Genomic DNA, 20,320 nt, shown 5'->3' on the forward strand with positions numbered 1-20,320 from the left:
TCGTATTACAGCTCAATGATTTTACCAGTTTTAAGGTAAACAACCCATTCACAAATATTACGAGCGTAGTCACCAATACGTTCTAAGTAAGTGATAACTTGTAGGTATTCTTTCCCGGCAAAAACGGTGTCAGGTTGTTGTCGGATTGACTCAACGGCCATATTTTGAATGTCATGGAAATAGTTATCAATCACTTCGTCTGATGCGGCCACTTCGTAAGCATGTTCTTCATTTCCTGTGATATAAACATCCAAAGCTTCTTCTACCATGTCGCGCACAGCTTTACCCATTTTTTTGATTTCTGCTTCGACTTCTGGTAAACGTTCTTCGCCTTTTACACGGATGGTTGCTTTAGCGATTGAAGCTGCGTGGTCACCCATGCGTTCAACATCGCTTGAAGCTTTTAAAACTGTAATAACAGTACGTAAATCTTGAGAAACTGGTTGTTGCAATGCAATGATTTCAAGTGATTTTTTCTCTAATTTTGTTTCGAAATTATTGACAATTTCATCACCTTCGATAACTTCTTTAGCTAATTCACGATCATGGCTGATGAATGCTCGAACGGTCTTATTGATTTGTGAAAGGACTTCAGTCCCCATTGCGTAAAATTGATTGTGTAATTTTTCTAATTCATCGTCAAATTTTGACCTTAACATAATACCATCTCCTTTTTCAAGCTGCTAAGACTAACCAAATTTTCCTGTAATATAATCTTCTGTTTCTTTTCGTTTAGGATTCATGAACATTTCATGTGTTTTTCCATATTCGATAAGATTACCACCGAGGAAAAATCCTGTTCGGTCTGAAATACGTGAAGCTTGTTGCATTGAACGTGTTACGATAAGCATTGTATATTTATCTTTCAAACCATAAAGTGTATTTTCCACTTTGCCTGCTGAAATTGGGTCAAGCGCTGATGTTGGTTCATCTAATAAAATGATTTTAGGCCTTGTTGCTAAAACACGAGCTACACACACACGTTGTTGCTGACCACCTGATAAGCCAAGCGCAGAATCGTGCAATCTATCCTTAACTTCGTCCCAGATAGAGGCACCGATAAGTGATGATTCGACAGCTTCATCAAGAACTTGCTTATCTTTAATTCCTTTCAAACGTAAACCGTAAACGACATTTTCATAGATTGACATTGGAAATGGATTAGGTTGTTGGAAAACCATGCCGATTTCTTTGCGAAGTTCAACCGTATCTGTTCGTGGGCTATAAATATTATGACCGTTATAAGTGATTGAACCTGTCAATGTTACTTCAGGATTAAGGTCACCCATGCGGTTAATCGACCGCAAAAGTGTTGATTTTCCTGAACCAGAAGGTCCGATTAAGGCTGTGATTTCATTAGGATAGAAATCCATAGACACATTATTTAAAGCTTTTTTCTTGTTATAGTAGACAGATAAGTCACTCACTCTTAAAATAGGTTCTGTCATGTCTTTCCTTTCTAACCAAAATGTCCAGACACATAATCACTAGTAGATTGCAATTTCGCATTTTGGAAGATGTTGTTCGTTTTATCGTATTCAATCAAATCTCCCAAATAGAAGAATGCTGTGTAGTCACTAGCACGAGCTGCTTGTTGCATATTGTGCGTTACGATGATAATGGTATAATCTTTCTTCAATTCAAACAAGGTATCTTCCAACTGCATTGTAGCAACTGGGTCCAAAGCTGACGCTGGCTCATCCATTAGAAGAATGTCAGGTTTAACAGCAATGGCTCGCGCGATACACAAACGTTGCTGCTGACCGCCTGAAAGCGTGAAGGCTGATTTATGCAAATCATCTTTCACTTGGTCCCAAAGCGCAGCTTGTTTTAAAGAGGTTTCAACAATTTCATCTAAGAATTGTTTGTTTTTCACACCTGCTCGTTCATAGGCAAATGTGATATTTTTATAAATAGATTTTGCAAATGGATTAGGACGTTGGAAAACCATACCAATCTGTTTGCGCATTTCATAAACATTGATATTTTTGGCGTTAACATCAATACCTTCATATGAAATTTCACCCGTTACTTTAGCAATATCAATAGTGTCATTCATTCGGTTCAAACTACGAAGAAATGTCGATTTGCCACATCCAGATGGACCAATAAGGGCAGTGATTTTATTTTTTTCAAACTGCATATCAATCCCCTTGATTGCCTCTTTTTGACCATAATAAACATGAAGATCTTTCGTTGCTAAGGCAAGCTTTTCTTCTGGAAATGTAATAATATGTCTTTCGTTCCAATTATATTCTGTCATTTTTTCTCCTTTAGTTTGCTGACGTTAATTTCGCATGAAGTTTCTTACCGATATAACGAGCTGATAGGTTGAAAATGAGGATGAAAACCAAGAGAACTGCAGCGCTTCCTTGTGAAACTTGTGTTGCATCAGGAATAGTGCCTTCACTATTGACTTTCCAAATGTGAACAGCGAGCGTTTCAGCTTGACGGAAGATAGAAATCGGACTTGTCACACTAAGTGGGTTCCAATTTGACCAATCAAGAGCTGGCGCAGATTGCCCCGCTGTGTAAATAAGCGCGGCTGCTTCACCAAAGATACGTCCTGAAGCAAGCACAATACCAGTAACAATACTTGGTAAAGCTTCTGGTACAACAACGTGAACAACTGTTTCCCAACGTGATAAACCAAGGGCAAGTCCTGCTTCACGTTGCGTATGGTGAACATTACGAAGACCATCTTCAACATTACGTGTCATTTGTGGCAGATTAAATACGGTTAAGGCAAGGGCACCAGAGATAATTGAGAAACCGTATTGAAATTGAACAACAAAAATAAGGTAACCAAACAATCCAACAACAACTGATGGTAGAGATGATAGAATTTCAATACAAGTTCTAATGAAATTCGTAAAACGCCCTTTTTTAGCGTATTCAGATAAGTAAATTCCTGCTCCCATTGATAGCGGAATTGAAATAATCAGTGTAATCACTAAAAGAAAGAGAGAATTGTACAGCTGAATACCAATACCACCGCCAGCTTTATAAGCTGATGATTTTCCTGTCAAGAAAGACCAGCTAACGTGTGGTAAACCATTAACCAAAATATAAAGTAGCAAAGATGCCAAAATTGCAACAATAATTCCAGCAATTGTATAGAGAACTCCTGTTGCTAATTTATCAATTTTTTTAGCGTGCATAATTTCTCTTTCTTTCTCTTGTAATAAATTTCACGAGCATATTAAATCCTAAACTCATAATTAGCAAGACTAAAGCTAGTGACCAAAGAACATTATTTTGGACAGTTCCCATGACTGTGTTACCAATTCCCATTGTCAACACAGAGGTCAAGGTCGCTGCTGGTGTTGTTAATGATGTAGGAACAACGGCAGAGTTTCCGACAACCATTTGAATGGCTAAGGCTTCACCAAAAGCACGAGCCATACCAAAAATCACCGCTGTAAAAATCCCAGGTCGAGCGGCATTCAAGATAACACGCCAGATTGTTTGCCAACGAGTAGCCCCCATAGCAAAGCTGGCTTCTTTATAATGTCTTGGGACTGCTTTCAAACTATCTACCGTCATAAAGGTAACTGTCGGTAGAATCATGACAAAAAGGACACAGACACCTGATAAAATACCAAAACCTGTTCCACCAAAAATCGAACGAACAAATGGTACGATAACTTGCAGACCAATAAAACCATAAACAACAGAAGGGATTCCTGTCAATAATTCGATAGCTGGTTGCAAAATCTTAGCACCGTATTTTGGCGATACTTCTGTCATAAATACCGCTGCTCCAATAGCAATCGGAGTCGCAATTAAAGCAGATAGAATAGTTACAATAAATGACCCCAAAATCATTGGTAGAGCTCCAAAAGAGCCTGAATTTGGATCCCATTTACTTCCAAAAAGGAACGTTAGTGGGTTGACACCATCAACAAAGAAGGTAGACAATCCTTTTTGCGCAACGAAAATTAAAATCATTGCAACGATAAAAACAATTAGCACCAAACAGAAAAGGGTTAACCCTTTCCCGAATTTTTCTAATTGAGAATTTTTTGAAGGTGAGGTTAATTTTTTCTCAAGTTCTTGATTTCTCATAACGTCTCCTTATTTTTCAGTTACTGTGCCATCAGCTGACTTAGTAACCTGCATATCATTGACTGAAATATAACCCATTTGTTCAACAATGCCTTTTTGAACTTCATCACTCATGATATAATCCAAAAATTCTTTTGTCAAGCCTGTTGGCTCACCTTTAGTGTACATATGTTCATATGACCAAAGTGGCCAATTGTTTGTTGTTACATTTTCAGCAGTTGGTTCATAACCATTTAGACTGATTGTTTTCACAGCATCATCAACATAGGCAAAAGCAAGATATGAAATCGCACCTGGAGTCTGTGATACAATAGATTTCACCATACCATTTGAATCCTGCTCTTGGCTTTGAACGGCTGACTCACCATTCATAATAACATTATCAAATATTGCACGTGATCCTGAGCTTGCTGCTCGGTTAATAATTGAAATTTCCAAATCTTGACCGCCAACTTCTTTCCAGTTTGTAATTTCACCTGTAAAAATCTTTCGAAGTTGTTCTGTCGTTAAATTATCAACTTTGACATTATCGTTAACAATCACAGCAAGTCCAGCTACTGCTACTTGATGATCAACCAATTGGTCAGCATCGATACCGTCTTTTTCTTCAGCAAAAACATCACTATTCCCAATTTGGACTGCTCCTGATTGAACTTGAGAAAGTCCTGTACCAGATCCTCCACCTTGAACATTAACTGTTTTTCCAATATTGGCTGTTCCAAATTCGTCAGCTGCAGCTTCAACTAGAGGCTGAAGCGCTGTTGAACCAACGCAGGTAATTGATTCACCTTTATCAATCCAACTAGCACAACCTGACAAAATGATGGAAACTAAGGTAATTAGCAGTAAAAAGCTAAGTTTTTTCATTTTTTTCATTTGTGATTCCTACTTAATCTTGAAAATAAAAAGTAATTTACATGAAGTGTTACAAATACTTCACAAAGAAATATTAACATATCAAGCAGGCAATTGCAAAGTGTTTTTCTTCCTATTTTAACACAAATTGTATCTGTAACAGTTTACGAATAAAAACGCAGTCCCTTAGGGAAGTAATTTTTCAGAATATTTCCAGTAATTTTGGCAAAGCCTATGCCATTGCCATTTATTGACACTAGATACCAGCCGTTTTGAATTGGCTCTTCCAATTTGACAATATTTCCAGATGCATAAACCTTGAACTGTTCTATATCAATTTTCACGAACTGTTCTACGTCATCAGGTGATAATGAAAGCCCCAAAGCAAACGAAGGTTCAAATCGATTTTTCTTAAAGGTTCCCAAATGAAGCCCATTACGTGCGATTTTTAGTTTTCCTAAGTCTGGCAAACCTTCTGGCAATAGATAAAGATTATCTCCAAAAGTTTGTAAGATTCCTGCTAAATCAACTTTGATATGTTGCTTTGCGAAATCTCGCCAAAGTTTTAATTGAGCCTTGGTAAGGTTAGATTTTACAGGCTTAACAGAACGTGTTTCTGCTGTTCTTGTATCACGTAGTTTTGCAACAAATTGCCCTTCTCCTTTAAAATGATGTGGGTACATGCGCGCAACTTGTGGCAAATCTATCCCTTCCACCATGCCATTTATTTTTTCAATATCAACAAGTTCCAGATAATCATACTTGTCTAAAAGCCACTTAACCACTCCTTCGTTTTCTTCTAGCGACCAAGTGCATGTTGAATAAACAAGCGTTCCACCAATGGCTAACATTTTCATGGCTTCTTCTAAAATTTCTTTTTGAAGCGCAGCACATTCTGCAGGATAGTTTTCATGCCAATATTGCGTGGCTGCAGGGTCTTTACGAAACATTCCCTCACCTGAACACGGTCCGTCAAAAACGATAAGGTCAAAATAGTATTTGAATACTTTTGCAAGTTTTTGTGAACTTTCATTGGTAACAACAACATTTCGAGCCCCAAAACGTTCAATATTTTCTACGAGAACTTTACTACGCTTGCTAGAAATTTCATTACTGACTAAGACGCCAGTATTATTCATATAGCTAAGCAAATGCGTCGATTTGCCACCTGGTGCTGCTGCTAAATCAAGCACGCGCATATTTTCCTGTGGTGCTGCGACTTGAGCAACCATTTGTGCTGCTGGTTCCTGCGAATAAACAAGCCCTGAAACATGTTCTGGAGACTTGCCAGAAACTTTGCCATAATGCCCCCATGGTGTATTAGGAATTGGGGTATCAAATGTCTGTTGAACATTTTTTAGAGGATTCACACGAAATCCTGAGATAGCTTCTTGGTCAAATGTCGCTAGAAAATCATCTGCTTCATCTCCAAGAATATTACGGTATTCTTCAATAAATTTTTCAGGTAATAACATACTTATATGATAACAATTTCACATACCAATTACAACTATCGCGCGGCTTTTTAAAATAAAAAAGCTAAGGTTTATTGGCTTAGCTCTGCTGTCTTATTTAGTATTAATCTACCATCGTATAACTTGATTAAATTGTGAAAAACTAATCCTTGCCCAATTTGATTTCTGGGAAATGCTATGCAACATATTTGAACATCGGTTGAAGTTCGCTATCAGGCGTTTTTCCAATATTTTTAATTGAAATGCTTTTCTGCTTTTTGTTTTCTGTAATTGCTTTTTATTTTCTGTAATACCGATAAGCATTGAATTTCGTCCAATTGTAATAAAAGTCCGTTTGATTTTAATGACATAATGATAAAGTTGTTGAATATCATTTAAATCCATGATAGCAAAGAAACCATAGTAAGAAACCAAATGTATAAATAGTAAGTTTTAATTTATCGTTAGAATATCCTGCTATATCTTGCAAATGTTCAATCAAACCATTTAGCTCTGGATATTCTGCATAAAACTCGCTGAAAGCTTTAGTCGTTTTTGCTGATGACATAACGATTTAATTTTAATTTCAAAATTGCATAAAAGGAATTACATACCAATCATTAACATACTAAAAAGCTTGAAACAATTACATCTCAAGCTCTAATTATGGTATTACAATACTTTCCTATATCAAAACTATCTCATCGTCACAAATTCTTCTGCGCCTGTTGGGTGAATAGCTACCGTATTATCAAAATCTTCCTTGGTAGCGCCCATTTTGATAGCAACTGAGAAGCCTTGAATCATTTCATCGACGCCATAGCCGATTCCATGCAAGCCAATGATTTTTTCATCTTTTCCAAGAGTAACTAGCTTCATCTTACTTGGTTGACGATGACTGCCTAAAGCTGTGTACATTGGTGTAAAACTTGAGCGATAGATTTTGATTTGTTCTTCGCTAAACTCTGCAATGGCTTTTTCTTCTGAATAGCCGATTGAACCAATTGCTGGGTGACTAAAAATAACAGTCGCTACATCTTTATAATCCATTTTAGCACTTGGTTTGTCATTGAAAAGACGCTCTGACAGCTGACGACCCGCCTTGACAGCGACTGGTGTTAATTCCAATTTACCATTGACATCACCAAGAGCGTAAATGCCGTCAACTGATGTGTTTTCGTAGTCATCAGTTTTGATAAATCCTTTATCATCAAGTTCTACACCCGTCTTTTCAAGACCAAAACCAGTAACATTTGCCTTACGACCAATTGCCCAAATAAGCATGTCAACTGTATAAGTCTCACCATTTTCCAGAATCAATGTCAAACTATCATCATCGTTCTTGATAACTTCTTTAGGAATCGAAAAAGTGTGTAACGTCGGACCATTTTCAACCATAGCATCCACCAAAGTATCAATAATTTCTTTATCAAAAGTTCGTAGAGGACGCTCACCGCGAACAAAAAGGTGCGTTTTTGAACCGAGTGCGTGCAAGATACCAGCTACTTCCACGGCAATATACCCTGCACCTACTACCGCAGTACGTTTTGGCACTTCATCTAACTCGAAAAAGCCGTCCGATGTGATACCGTAGTGCGCCCCAGGAATATCAGGATAAAGCGCATGACCACCAGTAGCAATTAAAATATGCGGCGCTGTGTAATACGTTCCTGCCACTTCCACAGTATGTGCCTCAACGAAGGTCGCATAATCATAAACACGTTCAACACCATTATTATCAAAACCGCGTTCGTAAGAAGCATGAATACGGTCAATATAGGCTTCACGATTGGCTTTCAGAGTTTTAAAATCAAAAGTAGTTTGACCAACTTGAAAACCGTATTCACTAGCGTAGATGTTTAGCGTTTCAGCTACCTGTGCGCCGTACCACATGACCTTTTTAGGAACACATCCTAGATTGACACAAGTTCCACCGACTTCCTTTGCTTCAAAAAGAATGACTTTTGCGCCGTGCATAGCGGCACGATTAGCTGAAGCAATTCCGCCAGAGCCACCACCGATAACAATGTAATCATATTGTTTTACTTCCATACAGTCTCCTAATCAATGCGTTATAAAATCTAAAATAGCTTCTTCTGATAAGGATGAATCGCAGACAACTTTCACATGACCTGATTTGGCTACCAAAAGCCCTGGAACTGTTGGAACATTATAAGTTGTGCGAAGCTCTTGGGTGTCTGAATCTTGATTTTCACTATTTAAGAAATGAACAGTTAATTGATTATCTTTCGCCACTTGCGTTAGTTTTGGCTCAAAACGGCGACAATATGGACAAGTCGGACGTCCGATAAAAAGAATAAAATTATCCGCAGTTTGAAGTTGTGTATTAGCCTCCTTGGCTGAAATAGGTGTAAAATAATCTGCAAATGTTGTCATAACAATACCTCCAAAAATATTACCTTTATCATATCTCATACGACTAAATTTCTCAACTTTCTGATTCGAAAATCAAAAAGAGGATTGATTTTGCCCAATCCTCTTATCGCATGTCATTATTTTCGGATAAATTCACTATCAACTTCGCTATCATCAGACATGTAACGTTCTACAGTCATGTGTAAGTCGTATTTTTATCGAAGTTCAGCTGAGTGTCCATCATTGGTGAGGCATGATGCACATCAATAGCTTCCTGATTTTCCCAACTGTCAATTAACAAAACCGTTTCAGGGTCATTTGCTGGAAAGAAATAATCATATCTCAAGTTTCCTTTTTCAGCTCGAATTGCTGCTGCCGTACCTGATTTTTCCGTTTCTCCCATGAATTTTTTAGCATTGCCGTTAGCACCCTTGTAATATAAATTAACTGTAATTGCCATAAAATCATCTTTCCTAGCCTTTTCTTTATTTTATTACATTTTGAAAACATTTCCAAATGATATACACAAAACCAGCAAGCCCCTAGCGAATGTCCGCTAGGGGTAATCAAAATAAGCTTAACATTCCACGATTACATTATCCCAAAGCGACATCCATCACCATCATAATGACAAAACCAACCATAAGTCCAAGTGTGGCAATATCGGTATTACCGTTGTTTTGCGACTCTGGAATAAGTTCTTCGACAACAACGAAAATCATGGCACCAGCCGCAAAGGCAAGAGCATATGGGATGATTTGTAGCATGACAATAACAAGAGCTGCTCCTAAAACAGCACCGATAGGCTCTACAATCGCAGACATCGCTCCCATAAAGAAAGCACGCCAACGTGAACTGCCGTCAGCACGAATAGGAATGGAAAGCGCCGCCCCCTCAGGGATATTTTGTAGCCCAATACCAATCGCAAGTCCAATTGCTCCGATAAGAGCCACATTCGTCATGTTACCAGATGCTAGTGCTCCAAAAGTAACACCAACAGCTAAACCTTCTGGAAAATTATGAATCGTAATAGCTAAAAAAAGCAAAGCTGTTTTAGATAAATTTTTCTTCGGTTGAATCCCTTCTGCCTCCGAAACATCTTTTCCCAAGTGCAAATGTGGAACAAGGGCGTCAATTAAGCGTAAACTAAAACCACCCAACAGAAAACCAACCGCTGCTGGCAGCCAAGCAAGTTTACCATAGTCTGCTTGTGCGTAATCAATAGCTGGCGCTAACAAGGACCAAAAAGAAGCCGCAATCATAACTCCAGCCGCAAATCCCATCATCACATCAAGCAACTTACGACTAACTTTTGTAAAGAAAAAAAACAATAGCAGAACCAAGAATGGTACATCCCCATGTAAACAATCCTGCTAACAAGGCTAACAAAACAACGTTTTGTGTCATCAGCCAATCTATCATAAAAATTCTCCTTTTAAATATTTATCTATCTCATTAAAATCTTTTCTGTAAATTTATTTCATTGTAACAAAAAATACCAAAAAAACCTAGTAAAATCACTAGGTTATACTATCGATAATCACAATTAACGAGATGGTCGTTAACAATACCAACGGCTTGTAGGAATGAGTAGGTAATAACGGGCCCAACAAATCCAATGCCACTTTTTTTCATGTCTTTGCTTAGTCTCTCTGATAAATCAGACACCGTCGGCACATCTTCTGGCGTTTTCCACTTATTATCAATCTGCTTGCCGTTTGTAAAACTCCAAAGATAGGCATCAAAAGAGCCGAATTCTTTTTGAATTTCTTGCACAATTCGAGCGTTCTTTCGAACACTAAAAATCTTATTTCGGTTGCGAATTAAGCCCGAATTTGACAATAATTGTTCCAATTCGTCATCTGACATTTTAGCGCAGGTGTCAATGTCGAAATCATGAAAAGCACGGCGATAGTTTTCACGTTTGTGCATGATTGTTTTCCATGATAAGCCAACACTTGCCCCTTCTAGGCACAGCATTTCAAATTGAAACCGGTCGTCATATGCCACCTTACACCATTCGTTATCATGGTATTCTTCTAAAACATGGTCACCTTCGTACCATGCGTGGCATTTTCCGTCAGTCATTGACAATCCTTTCTGTATCAATCCAAATAAGTTTGAATCGTGGATAGTTTCTGCTTAGGAACAAACATCACTTTTTGGCGCGTTGCAAAATCTGGCTCTTTTCCGTCAAGCGTTAACAAAACATAGCCTAATTTCTCTCCCATGATTTTTGCCGCAGCATAATCCCAGGGTTGAATATATGAGAAATAAGCTAACAATCGCCCTGTCATAACATACGCCATACTAAGACCAGCTCCGCCATAAACACGAACACCTAGTGTCTGGTCAACAAGGTCACGAATTCCACAATAATTGCATGAAAACATACTAGCATTGCAGCCGATTAAAGTTCGTTTAAGCGCCACATCTTGGTAAGATGTAAGTCGTTTGTCGTTGGCATAAACGTCAAATTGCCCACCACCGCTATACAAGATGTCGTTAGCAACATCATAAATCAAACCAAACTGCCCTTTGCCATTTTCGTAATAAGCAATCATTACCGCAAAATTAGCCCCTTGAACAACAAAATTGACCGTACCGTCAATCGGATCTAATACCCAAACATTGCCGTCTGAAATAGGGTGGTGAATATTATTTTCTTCAGCCATAATATTGTCGTTAGGATAAGCTTGCTTAATCCTAGTAATTAATAATTCCTGAGTTGCCTTATCAAGATTCGTCACCAGATCATCAAAACGCGTTTTTTCTTCAATCTGCAGGTCCTGAACCATATTATCTTTGATAAAATCCCCCGCAGCATGAATTAACGCTTTAGCAAATGTAAACTTATTTTCCAAGAGAAATATATCCTTTCACCTTAGCTTTTGCGGCTTTTACAGCTTGATAAGTTGAATAACCGCTGTTTCTTTCAAATTCACGATCAATTTGTTTTTCTTGCGCCTTACTCTTCACAATGGTTTTAAAAATAGCATAGCTGTCCAAGATATCCTTTACAGAAACCTTTGTTTCATAAGCGGCTTCAACTTGATTCAAAAAATGAAGCACTGAGGCAATTTCTTCAGTGCTCCAAGACAAATCAAGAGGATAGCTGTAATTTTTCATCTTAAGATACCAAAAACTCTCAAATAACTTTGCAGTGCACTAGTCTAGCAAAATCATCAGAAATTAGTTTGAGTTATTCCTTTCTATCCTTCAATTTCTGCTTTTATGGTTGCTTGACGCAATTCTTGTTTACGATAATCTCGTGGCAGAAAGGCACGAATCTCGTCTTCGTTAAATCCGATTTGCATTCGCTTGTCATCTAAAATAATCGGACGACGCAATAATCCTGGATTTTTTGAAATCAAATCAATCAAGTTTGAAACAGATAATTCATTAACATCCACGTCTAATTTTTGGAAAACTTTAGAACGTGTTGAAATAATATCTTCTGTTCCATTCTCAGTAAATGCCAAAATCGACATTAATTCTTCACGACTGAGAGGGCTGGTGATAATATTATGCTCTTGAAATTTCACATCGTGTTCGTTTAACCAAGCGCGAGCTTTTCGGCAGCTCGTACAACTTGGTGACAAAAATAAAGTAATCATATAACCACCTCTCCCATACTGTTGCTTTTATTATACAAAATTTTAAGGAACTTGGCTATCTTTTTTCCAATTTGCAGCAACTTCCTTATCAGATTTCAATTGTTCAATCAATTCATCAGCGCCTGCAAATTTTACCATATCTCGGATTTTATCTAACCAGATTACTTCAACTGTCTCACCATAAATCTCATCTTTGAAATCAAAAATATTGGCTTCCAGACGTAATTCAGTACCACCAAAGGTGACATTTTTGCCAACACTTGTCATGGCACGATAACATTTTCCGTTGACAATAACATTGGAAACATAAACGCCGTCTCCAGGTAGAAAAACGTTATCAATCGGCGCTAGATTAGCCGTTGGAAAACCAATAGTTCGCCCACGCGCATCACCATGTACGACAATACCACGCGTGCTAAAATTGTAACCTAATAAACGATTAACTTCTTTAATATTGCCATCAAAAATCAACTGACGAATTCGTGTTGAACTAATTTTTTCACCATTATCTTGAACTTCTGGCACAACGACAACGTTACCATTGAATTGCTGTGCTAAATCAGTAGCATCTTTACGGTCGTGTCCGAATTTATAATCAAATCCGACAACAATTGTCTTGGCACGCAACTGTTTGATGTAGTTTTCTAAAAAGTTTTTTGCAGAGAGTTTTGAAAAAGTTGACGTGAAATCAATCAAATACAGATAATCAACACCATATTCCGCAAACTTCTCATAGCGCTTTTCAGGCGAGGTTAAACTAAACAATAAATCAGGCGTAAAACGTGATAGAGCAAGACGTGGAGACTCATTAAATGTTAGGACAGTTAGTGCTAAATTATCACGTTTAGCAATCTCTTTTGCTTTATCAAATAATGCCTTGTGCCCTCGATGAAGCCCATCAAAGTATCCTAATACTAACATACTATCTTTGGCATTCGTTATGTCTTTGTAATCTTTTATTCGTTGAATTTCCATTTTTTCCATTCTAAATCAGATAAATACTTTATGCGGTTTGTAAAGGTCATCTCGCGGCTCAAGAATTGCCACCAACTTATCCTCATAAAATCCCGCAAGTTGTTCATCTTTTCTATCTAAAGCAATTTTTCGTCCAAAAGAAATCTTGATTTTTTGGTCTTCGGTCAAATCAACACGTGGTAAATCCATAACGCCGTATTCGATAGGAAGAAGAAATGAAAAATCTTCCAAAGCTACTTTATCAGTGATTTCTGCCAAAGTTAAGGCGTTTTCTAGTCGTAAGCCAGCTGAAGCTTCGCGTTCTAAATATGACATATGACTAGCGTAGCCAAGTTTTTTTCCTAAATCAACTGACAACGTACGAATATAAGTTCCTTTACTACAAGCCACTTCAAAATCAAAATAACAACAATCATCTTTAAATTCTAACGGGCTAGTGCGTTTGAAATCATAGATTGTCACATGGCGTTCAGGTCGCTCAATTGTTTGACCAGCGCGAGCATATTCATATAATCGTTTGCCGTTGACTTTAACCGCTGAGTACATAGGAGGAATTTGAGTGATTTCACCGATAAAACTTCTCAAAGCCAAGTCAACTTCTTCTACTGCTACATCACTAACTGGCGTTGTCTCAAGACATTCACCACTAGCATCTTCCGTTGTTGTCGAATACCCCAGACAAATCTGCCCACGGTAAATTTTGCCAGCTTCTGTCATGTATTCAATCACACGTGTTGCTTTACCAACAGCAATTGGCAGAACTCCAACAACGTCAGGGTCTAGCGTTCCTCCGTGACCAATTTTCTTTTCATGCAATATTTTTCGAAGCTTAAAGACTGCGTCGTGACTCGTCATTCCTGCTTCTTTTTTTAAATTAATAATTCCGTTAATCATAACCTTTATTATAACTTTTTTTACTAACAAAAGACAAGCTAAAACACTATTATAAGAGTTTTAGCTATATTCTTATCTATTCTGTTTAAATGTCGCGATTGTTATCGCTACCTAACTCAAAGAAATCTTGAATTTCTTGAACGTATTCTAAGACGCCTTGAAATTCACCATTTTCATCACGAACAGCAGCGTAGGTGACATGAACAAATTTGCCGAGTTTTTCTGACTTGAACCACATCACAACTTTATTTCGCTCACCAGAGCGCAAAAGCGTAAAAATTTTCTTGACTTTATCTAAAACTTTTGGTGGATGACAAAGCTCAACATGGCGTCCAATCTGACTTGGTGTCCGTTTAAAAATCATTTCATCTGGTGCTTTACTATCGTTGTAATATTGGAAAATATCATCTTTATTGACGAAAGTGATTTCTAATGGTAAATGATTGAGAATAAGATTAGCTTGCTCAACGGATAGGTAACCATTACCGAATGACTGTTGACTCGTACGGTCAAAACTTTGGCTTTCCTTTTTAGGTGTAAAGCTAATAGTGAACTGCCCTTCTGGCGTATCAATGACTTTGGTCAATTGAATATCAGTTGTTGAATTTTCTTGACTATCTTCTGTTTGGTTTGTCGAATGCGCAAGGTCTTGTTTTGTATCCTCAAAATTTTCACGGTGAGGCTGCCATTTAGCTGTTGGTTTTACAATCGCATAACCATAAACATCACTTTCTTCGGCAATCGCAAGCCAATCGTCTTGAGTTAATGTTTCTAGTAAAATCATCAAGAGAATAGCTTCTTCCTTGAAAATCATTTCTTCGAATTCTTTTGCGAATGCTTCAAAGGCTGAAGAAACTTCCACGATTGTTAGGTCAGGTAACTGCTCCACAGCAATTTGCGCTTTTTCAAAAAGTGCTCTAATGTTATCATCAACACTCCACATGACTTTTGGTGGTGCATCATGCCCATATCGTTCCATCACTGGGAAAAAGAGGTTTTCTTTACGATTATAATGATTCTGGAATTGCCCTAAAAGACTCATCTGATGCTTCAATCCACGTATCAAATCTGGACGAAATTCCTCGTTTTCAGCCTTTTCATAATTTTCGATAATACGACGAATGCGTAACATGGCAGCACGTAAAGCAAGATTTTCTTGTTTAAAAACATAGACTGGATGCCCTTCTTGCTCCGCATCTGGCACATCAACATCTGAGATAGCACCTTTAAAAAGATTAGCATGAACATTACACAAGCTCATGACATCCTCAAAAGTAATGCCAGTATCAGTCCCCATTAGCTCATGTTCCATCATTGAGATTTCCAAGGCTGACACACCTGTAAAATACTGGTCAAAATCCTCTTGAACAGACTTAGCGTCAGCACCATGATGCAAACGTAACAGAATATCTTTTAGTATTTCAATACGATTTTCAGTCATAACTGCCTCCAATCACTTCATAACCATTAAATTCAAGTGTTCGTTGAATTTTTTCAAGTGAAATATTAGCTAACTTTGCACCAGCTTTTAGAGACGTTACTTTCCCAACTGTGTTTAGCATGGCAGGTTTTGACAATGGCTTAAACCCCAAATCTACCAAAATCTCCTTCACTTCTGGGTGTTCCTTAATCGTCTCAGCGACTGGTTTTGATAAATCTATAATATTGTTCATAATAATTACCTCAATATTTGATAGCTTTATTATAACACATCAGAAAAGTGACAATGATTTTGAAACTATTAACAATTAACATCATTTTAGATAGAGAGAATAAGCACAACTAGCTTCCTTGAAACCATAATTTTCATAAAAACGATGAGCTATTTGTCGTTCTAAAGTATCCCCACTATTTAGCGCTAAAGCGTGAATATTTTCAGATAGTGCACAATTTTTGACAGCATCTAGCAAGGCTGTCGCAACACCGTTACGGCGATAGTTTTGTAATACTGCCAGAATAAGAATATGATAGTAGGCACCTTCATTTTCAAAAAATAACATTTTAGCATAACCAATCATCCCAATGATTTCATTGTCACCAACCGCGACTAAAAGATGGTAATCAGGATGAGAAAGAACTGTTTTTAATCGTCTAACCAATTCAGCTTCCTTGACAGGATGGCCAAGTTCAGCATAAAGAGGGGATAATTTTTCAATATCTAATAGTTGAGCAGGTCTAATAATTATTTTCAGTCCTCACACATTTTAGGAAAAGAAACAACACCACATTGAAAGGTACTATTCTTCTTTTAACGCTTCAAATTTGGCACGCATGGTTGGATTTTTTCGTGTTAATTTTTTAACGGAAACATCGTCTAATTTATTGTTAGCAAGGCGGAGCTGATTTTCACTAGTTGTCAAGAAACGCTTGACTTCTTCCATACGGCGGATTGATTTATCAATTTCATCAATGGCTTTTTTGAAGTTGTTACTTGCTGAAGTATAGTTCTTAGCAAAAGCGTTTTTGAAGGTTTCAAGGTCATCTTCAAAGTGTGTGATGTCAATATTTTGTTCACGTACCAAAGCTAACTCTTGCTTGTATTTGAGTGAGTTGAGCGCAGCATTTCGCAAAATACCAATCAACTGAATGAATAGTTGCGGACGGACAACGTACATTTTTTCATACTCATGACTAACGTCAACAATACCAGTATTGAAGTAATCATTGTCTGCTTCTAGCATGGTTACTAAAACGGCATACTCACAGTTTTTCTCGCGACGGTCTTTGTCTAATTCTTTATAGAAATCTCTATTTTTGTGCTTCGTTTTTGTTTCATCAGCTTCATTTTTCATCTCAAACATGATGGATAGTATTTCAATACCATTTTCGTCCGTTTCACGATAAATGAAATCCCCTTTTGAACCACGACTTGATACTTCATTGTCTTTAACGAAAGTGGCATTTGGAAAAGCGTAAGCGCGAACCTTGTTAAACTCCGTTTCAGCATAGACTTCTAAACTTTCTCCTATAGCTTTTGTAGATTGTTGCGCTTTGAAATTTTTGTAAAATTCCACCTGCTCGTTAGCCGCTTTTAGTTGCGCTTCATAGTCACTCTTGACAGAAGCTAAAGATAATTCTGCCTCTTTTTCTTGAAGAGCTAGTTTTGATTTGGCATCATCACGTTCTTTTTCAACAGCCGCAACGGCTTCAACTAGACTGTTTTTGTTTTCAAGCGATAAACGTTCCAATTGATTTTGAACCTCAACCAATTCCTTATCTTTCTTAGATAACGCTTGACTTAGTTCTAGTTCTTTTACGGAAGATAAATTTTCTAATTGTGCTTTAAGTTCTGTGATTTCTGTTTCTTTTTTACTAAGCGCTTGCTGATTTTCTAAGGTGAAAGATTGTTTTAACTGCTCGATTTGAGCAGTTAAATCTGACAATTCCTTATCTTTTTCGGTCAACGCTTGTGTCAATTCAAGGTCTTTTATGGAAGTTAAGTTTTCCAATTGTACTTTCAACTCAGCGATTTCTTGCTCTTTTTGACTTAAAAGGCGTTGGTTTTCTAAGGCTAGTGTCTGTTTTAGCTGTTCTAGCTGCGTGGTTAGCTCGCTGATTTCTTTATCTTTAGCGCTAGCTTGCGTTTGTAAATCATTTTTTGATTTTTCTTCTAGCAAAGCCTTTTCTTTTTCAAGACGGTCGTGGATTTCTTTGTCAAATTCATTGCTACGGACTTGTGCTAAAAGCTGACTATACTCTGTCTCATTGATTGTAAAAACAGTTCCGCAATGCGGGCATTTAATATTATTCATAAATTCCTCACTTGAATTTTCTAATATTACTATTATAGCAAAAAAGAAGCTCAATTAGCTTCTTTTACTTATACCTATATTAAAATAAGTTTTTTTTAACCTCGCTACGAATACGTTGCCATTCTTGTTTTGCTCTGGTTAGTTTACGTTTATAGTCTTTCAAACCTTGTTCGTATACTTGAATTAAATAAGCTTGGCGAATCGAAGGAATCTTTGGTATTTCAATACTAATGATTTTTTGAGTATTTAAATTCATCACATCCTTACCAGTATTTGTCTCATCTAGTAGTGCTTGTCCTAAATCAGATGCCAAAAACAGTCTGATATAACCGCCTGAAATATCGCTGGTAGGACGTAAAACAGTAATGTTAGCCGAAGCAATTACTGGTCCGTCTTGTTCAGCAAAAACAGCAATTTTTTTCACTGTACCTTTAGAAGCGATTAACACATCTCCTTCTTGTAACAGATAACGTGAGACACTTTTTTCATCACAATCAATTTTCTTTAAGTGTGCATAATCAATTCCCGTATCGTCCATGTCACTTAAATTAATCACAGAAATATTGCCACTATCTCCTAATTTGGAAACTGCCTTACCTTTAAAATATTCTGTAATCTCCTTTAAAGGAATCTTAGCAATCTTATTTGATTTGTAATTTTCAACAAGTTCGTTCATAGCTATCTCCTTTACATTTTAGTATTATAATACTAAAACTATTTTTTGACAAGTAAAATGGTCTAGGGATAGACCGTTTTTTTATTAGATAACAACAAGAAATTAAAGCTTGCAGAGGAATCTTTTTCTACAAAACCATTACTTCAAGTCTCTGTTAGTGACTTTATTTGCCACTATCTTATTCATCCGAAATATATTTTTCAAAATCTAGTTGATAATCACAAACAGTCGTGACTAATTCTTTATCGTGTGTGATAACAAGAACGATTTTTCCTGCTGCTTTTAACTCTTGCAAAAGTTTCCCAACAGCTAACATATGCTCGTAATCAAGACCGCTTGCTGGCTCATCAAAGATGAAAATTTTCTTATCCGATAGCAAAGCATTTCCAATAAGAACACGTTGTTACGTTGTTGTTCACCACCAGACAGCTGTGCAGGGAAATTATTCAGACGTTTTCCTAGCCCGACATCAATCAAGGTTTGCACAGCATCTCTAGCATCTGCAACGATTTCCGAAGCCAATTCAACATTTTCTTTGGCGGTTAAATTCGGAACTAAATTGTAAAATTGAAAAACAAAACCAACATCATTTCGACGATAGGTTGTCAACTCCTTTTGACTATAATTAGCAATATCAACACCATCAATAATCACTTGTCCCTCGTCGTTATTGTCCATGCCGCCCAAGATATTAAGGACAGTTGATTTTCCTGCACCAGACGACCCTAAAATAATAACCAATTCACCTTTTTCAATCGCAAAATTAATATCATTATTAGCAATAATCTCTGTATCACCAGTTTGATAACGTTTATAAGAATGCTTCATTTCAATGTAAGCCATACAATCACCCCCTTCAAAGTCTTATTTGAACAACATGTTGATTTAATTCGAGGTTTATTATATAATTTGCACGAAGAATAAACAAGGACAAAAATAGACATTCTGTTCATTTAAGAAATTAATAAAAGATTTTACTCATTATGAAAAAACGTCATACTGAAACTGAAAATTACCTCAAGCAAGCCCTTGCGAAATTGCTGTTGGAGAAGAATTTTGAAGAGGCCACAGTGTCTGATTTGACACGAACCGCGGGAATAAACCGCGGAACATTTTACCTGCACTATGTTGATAAATACGATATGGCAGACCAGTTCAAAAATGATACTCTGGATGATTTATTTCATATTTTAAGTGATGAAAGCATTTATACCGACACACGTGCAGTTCTTTTTAGAACATTAACCTATGTTAAAGAAAATTTTGAATTTATCTACGCCATTTCAAAATCAGCTTATGTTGATTTTCCAAAAACAATCAAGGACTTTGTCTATGAATTTCTTCTGACTGTTCCTGAATTCAAGGAGACAATCACTGCCTACTACGACATTCCCTACCAGTATGCCTTGGAAGTATATTTGTCAAGCATTGAAAGTATCATTTCGCTCTGGGTAGCCAATGGTGGCAAAGAAAGTACCGAAGAAATCACAGACACTATCCTAAAAGTCGCCGCACTAGAAAAAATGATTTGAAAACATGAAAACTCACTTAATTATAGCTCTATAATTTCTGTAGTGGGTAACTCCACTGTGGAATTATAGGGCTTTTTGAATATACACAAAAAGTCCCATATGACTTATAATGAAAAGCGAC

22 protein-coding genes and 3 pseudogenes are annotated in these 20,320 nt (G+C 37.1%); 1 reads left to right on the forward strand and 24 read right to left on the reverse strand.

The window, feature by feature from the left end:
* Positions 1-5 precede the first annotated feature (5 nt).
* From phoU to SMA_RS05425, 24 genes and pseudogenes are all read right to left on the reverse strand, one after another.
* Complete coding sequence (phoU, locus tag SMA_RS05310) at positions 6-659, reverse strand: phosphate signaling complex protein PhoU (RefSeq protein WP_014294589.1); 654 nt, start codon at positions 657-659, stop codon at positions 6-8.
* A 30-nt stretch (positions 660-689) separates the two neighbouring features.
* On the reverse strand, positions 690-1,448 hold the full coding sequence (pstB, locus tag SMA_RS05315; protein ID WP_014294590.1) for a phosphate ABC transporter ATP-binding protein PstB: 759 nt from the start codon (positions 1,446-1,448) through the stop codon (positions 690-692).
* Positions 1,449-1,459: 11 nt separating this feature from the next.
* Positions 1,460-2,263: a phosphate ABC transporter ATP-binding protein PstB gene (gene pstB, locus SMA_RS05320; RefSeq protein WP_014294591.1), complete on the reverse strand. Its 804-nt coding sequence runs from the start codon at positions 2,261-2,263 to the stop codon at positions 1,460-1,462.
* 10 nt (positions 2,264-2,273) lie between these two features.
* Entirely contained in the window at positions 2,274-3,161 is an 888-nt protein-coding gene (gene pstA, locus SMA_RS05325) for a phosphate ABC transporter permease PstA (RefSeq protein WP_014294592.1), read from the reverse strand.
* Complete coding sequence (gene pstC / locus SMA_RS05330) at positions 3,151-4,068, reverse strand: phosphate ABC transporter permease subunit PstC (RefSeq protein WP_014294593.1); 918 nt, start codon at positions 4,066-4,068, stop codon at positions 3,151-3,153. Before pstC ends, pstA begins: the two co-directional genes overlap by 11 nt.
* A gap of 9 nt (positions 4,069-4,077) precedes the next feature.
* Positions 4,078-4,944 (reverse strand): phosphate ABC transporter substrate-binding protein PstS, encoded by an 867-nt coding sequence (locus SMA_RS05335; RefSeq protein ID WP_014294594.1) that lies wholly within the window; start codon positions 4,942-4,944, stop codon positions 4,078-4,080.
* Positions 4,945-5,087: 143 nt separating this feature from the next.
* Positions 5,088-6,398 carry an RsmF rRNA methyltransferase first C-terminal domain-containing protein gene (locus SMA_RS05340; protein WP_014294595.1) on the reverse strand — a complete coding sequence of 437 codons (1,311 nt, stop codon included), beginning with the start codon at positions 6,396-6,398 and terminating at the stop codon, positions 5,088-5,090.
* A gap of 675 nt (positions 6,399-7,073) precedes the next feature.
* On the reverse strand, positions 7,074-8,429 hold the full coding sequence (gorA, locus tag SMA_RS05350; protein ID WP_014294598.1) for a glutathione-disulfide reductase: 1,356 nt from the start codon (positions 8,427-8,429) through the stop codon (positions 7,074-7,076).
* Between the two features lie 12 nt (positions 8,430-8,441).
* Complete coding sequence (locus SMA_RS05355) at positions 8,442-8,774, reverse strand: DUF6568 family protein (protein WP_039670838.1); 333 nt, start codon at positions 8,772-8,774, stop codon at positions 8,442-8,444.
* A 116-nt stretch (positions 8,775-8,890) separates the two neighbouring features.
* Positions 8,891-9,213, reverse strand: a pseudogene (locus SMA_RS05360) (putative quinol monooxygenase).
* 136 nt (positions 9,214-9,349) lie between these two features.
* Positions 9,350-10,175 (reverse strand): annotated as a pseudogene (locus SMA_RS05365) (ZIP family metal transporter).
* Positions 10,176-10,283: 108 nt separating this feature from the next.
* A complete protein-coding gene (locus tag SMA_RS05370) occupies positions 10,284-10,841 on the reverse strand; it encodes a DNA-3-methyladenine glycosylase I (RefSeq protein ID WP_014294601.1) in 558 nt (185 codons plus the stop codon).
* 17 nt (positions 10,842-10,858) lie between these two features.
* Positions 10,859-11,617 carry an inositol monophosphatase family protein gene (locus SMA_RS05375; protein WP_014294602.1) on the reverse strand — a complete coding sequence of 253 codons (759 nt, stop codon included), beginning with the start codon at positions 11,615-11,617 and terminating at the stop codon, positions 10,859-10,861.
* The gene (locus SMA_RS05380; RefSeq protein WP_014294603.1) at positions 11,607-11,882 is read right to left on the reverse strand and encodes a UPF0223 family protein; all 276 of its coding nucleotides are present in this window, start codon (positions 11,880-11,882) and stop codon (positions 11,607-11,609) included. Before SMA_RS05380 ends, SMA_RS05375 begins: the two co-directional genes overlap by 11 nt.
* Positions 11,883-11,965: 83 nt before the next feature.
* Complete coding sequence (locus SMA_RS05385) at positions 11,966-12,370, reverse strand: Spx/MgsR family RNA polymerase-binding regulatory protein (RefSeq protein WP_014294604.1); 405 nt, start codon at positions 12,368-12,370, stop codon at positions 11,966-11,968.
* A gap of 42 nt (positions 12,371-12,412) precedes the next feature.
* The gene (locus tag SMA_RS05390; RefSeq protein ID WP_044563042.1) at positions 12,413-13,345 is read right to left on the reverse strand and encodes a bifunctional riboflavin kinase/FAD synthetase; all 933 of its coding nucleotides are present in this window, start codon (positions 13,343-13,345) and stop codon (positions 12,413-12,415) included.
* Between the two features lie 15 nt (positions 13,346-13,360).
* Entirely contained in the window at positions 13,361-14,239 is an 879-nt protein-coding gene (gene truB / locus SMA_RS05395) for a tRNA pseudouridine(55) synthase TruB (protein ID WP_014294606.1), read from the reverse strand.
* An 85-nt stretch (positions 14,240-14,324) separates the two neighbouring features.
* Positions 14,325-15,680: a DUF438 domain-containing protein gene (locus SMA_RS05400; protein WP_014294607.1), complete on the reverse strand. Its 1,356-nt coding sequence runs from the start codon at positions 15,678-15,680 to the stop codon at positions 14,325-14,327.
* The gene (locus tag SMA_RS05405; protein WP_009854267.1) at positions 15,673-15,912 is read right to left on the reverse strand and encodes a DUF1858 domain-containing protein; all 240 of its coding nucleotides are present in this window, start codon (positions 15,910-15,912) and stop codon (positions 15,673-15,675) included. The genes SMA_RS05400 and SMA_RS05405 overlap by 8 nt, the downstream gene beginning before the upstream one ends.
* Positions 15,913-15,993: 81 nt before the next feature.
* Complete coding sequence (locus SMA_RS05410) at positions 15,994-16,425, reverse strand: GNAT family N-acetyltransferase (protein WP_039670845.1); 432 nt, start codon at positions 16,423-16,425, stop codon at positions 15,994-15,996.
* 51 nt (positions 16,426-16,476) lie between these two features.
* Entirely contained in the window at positions 16,477-17,991 is a 1,515-nt protein-coding gene (locus SMA_RS05415; RefSeq protein ID WP_014294609.1) for a DUF2130 domain-containing protein, read from the reverse strand.
* 79 nt (positions 17,992-18,070) lie between these two features.
* Entirely contained in the window at positions 18,071-18,667 is a 597-nt protein-coding gene (locus SMA_RS05420) for a restriction endonuclease subunit S domain-containing protein (RefSeq protein ID WP_014294610.1), read from the reverse strand.
* A 178-nt stretch (positions 18,668-18,845) separates the two neighbouring features.
* On the reverse strand, positions 18,846-18,983 hold the full coding sequence (locus tag SMA_RS12385; protein ID WP_372353450.1) for a hypothetical protein: 138 nt from the start codon (positions 18,981-18,983) through the stop codon (positions 18,846-18,848).
* Positions 18,984-18,985: 2 nt separating this feature from the next.
* Positions 18,986-19,510, reverse strand: a pseudogene (locus tag SMA_RS05425) (ABC transporter ATP-binding protein); the annotation flags it as partial.
* A gap of 140 nt (positions 19,511-19,650) precedes the next feature.
* On the opposite strand from SMA_RS05425, the gene SMA_RS05430 reads away from it, so the two are divergent.
* Positions 19,651-20,199 carry a TetR/AcrR family transcriptional regulator gene (locus tag SMA_RS05430; RefSeq protein ID WP_014294612.1) on the forward strand — a complete coding sequence of 183 codons (549 nt, stop codon included), beginning with the start codon at positions 19,651-19,653 and terminating at the stop codon, positions 20,197-20,199.
* Positions 20,200-20,320: the final 121 nt, after the last annotated feature.

The sequence above is a fragment of the Streptococcus macedonicus ACA-DC 198 genome (assembly GCA_000283635.1).
Classification (GTDB): Bacteria; Bacillota; Bacilli; order Lactobacillales; family Streptococcaceae; genus Streptococcus; species Streptococcus macedonicus.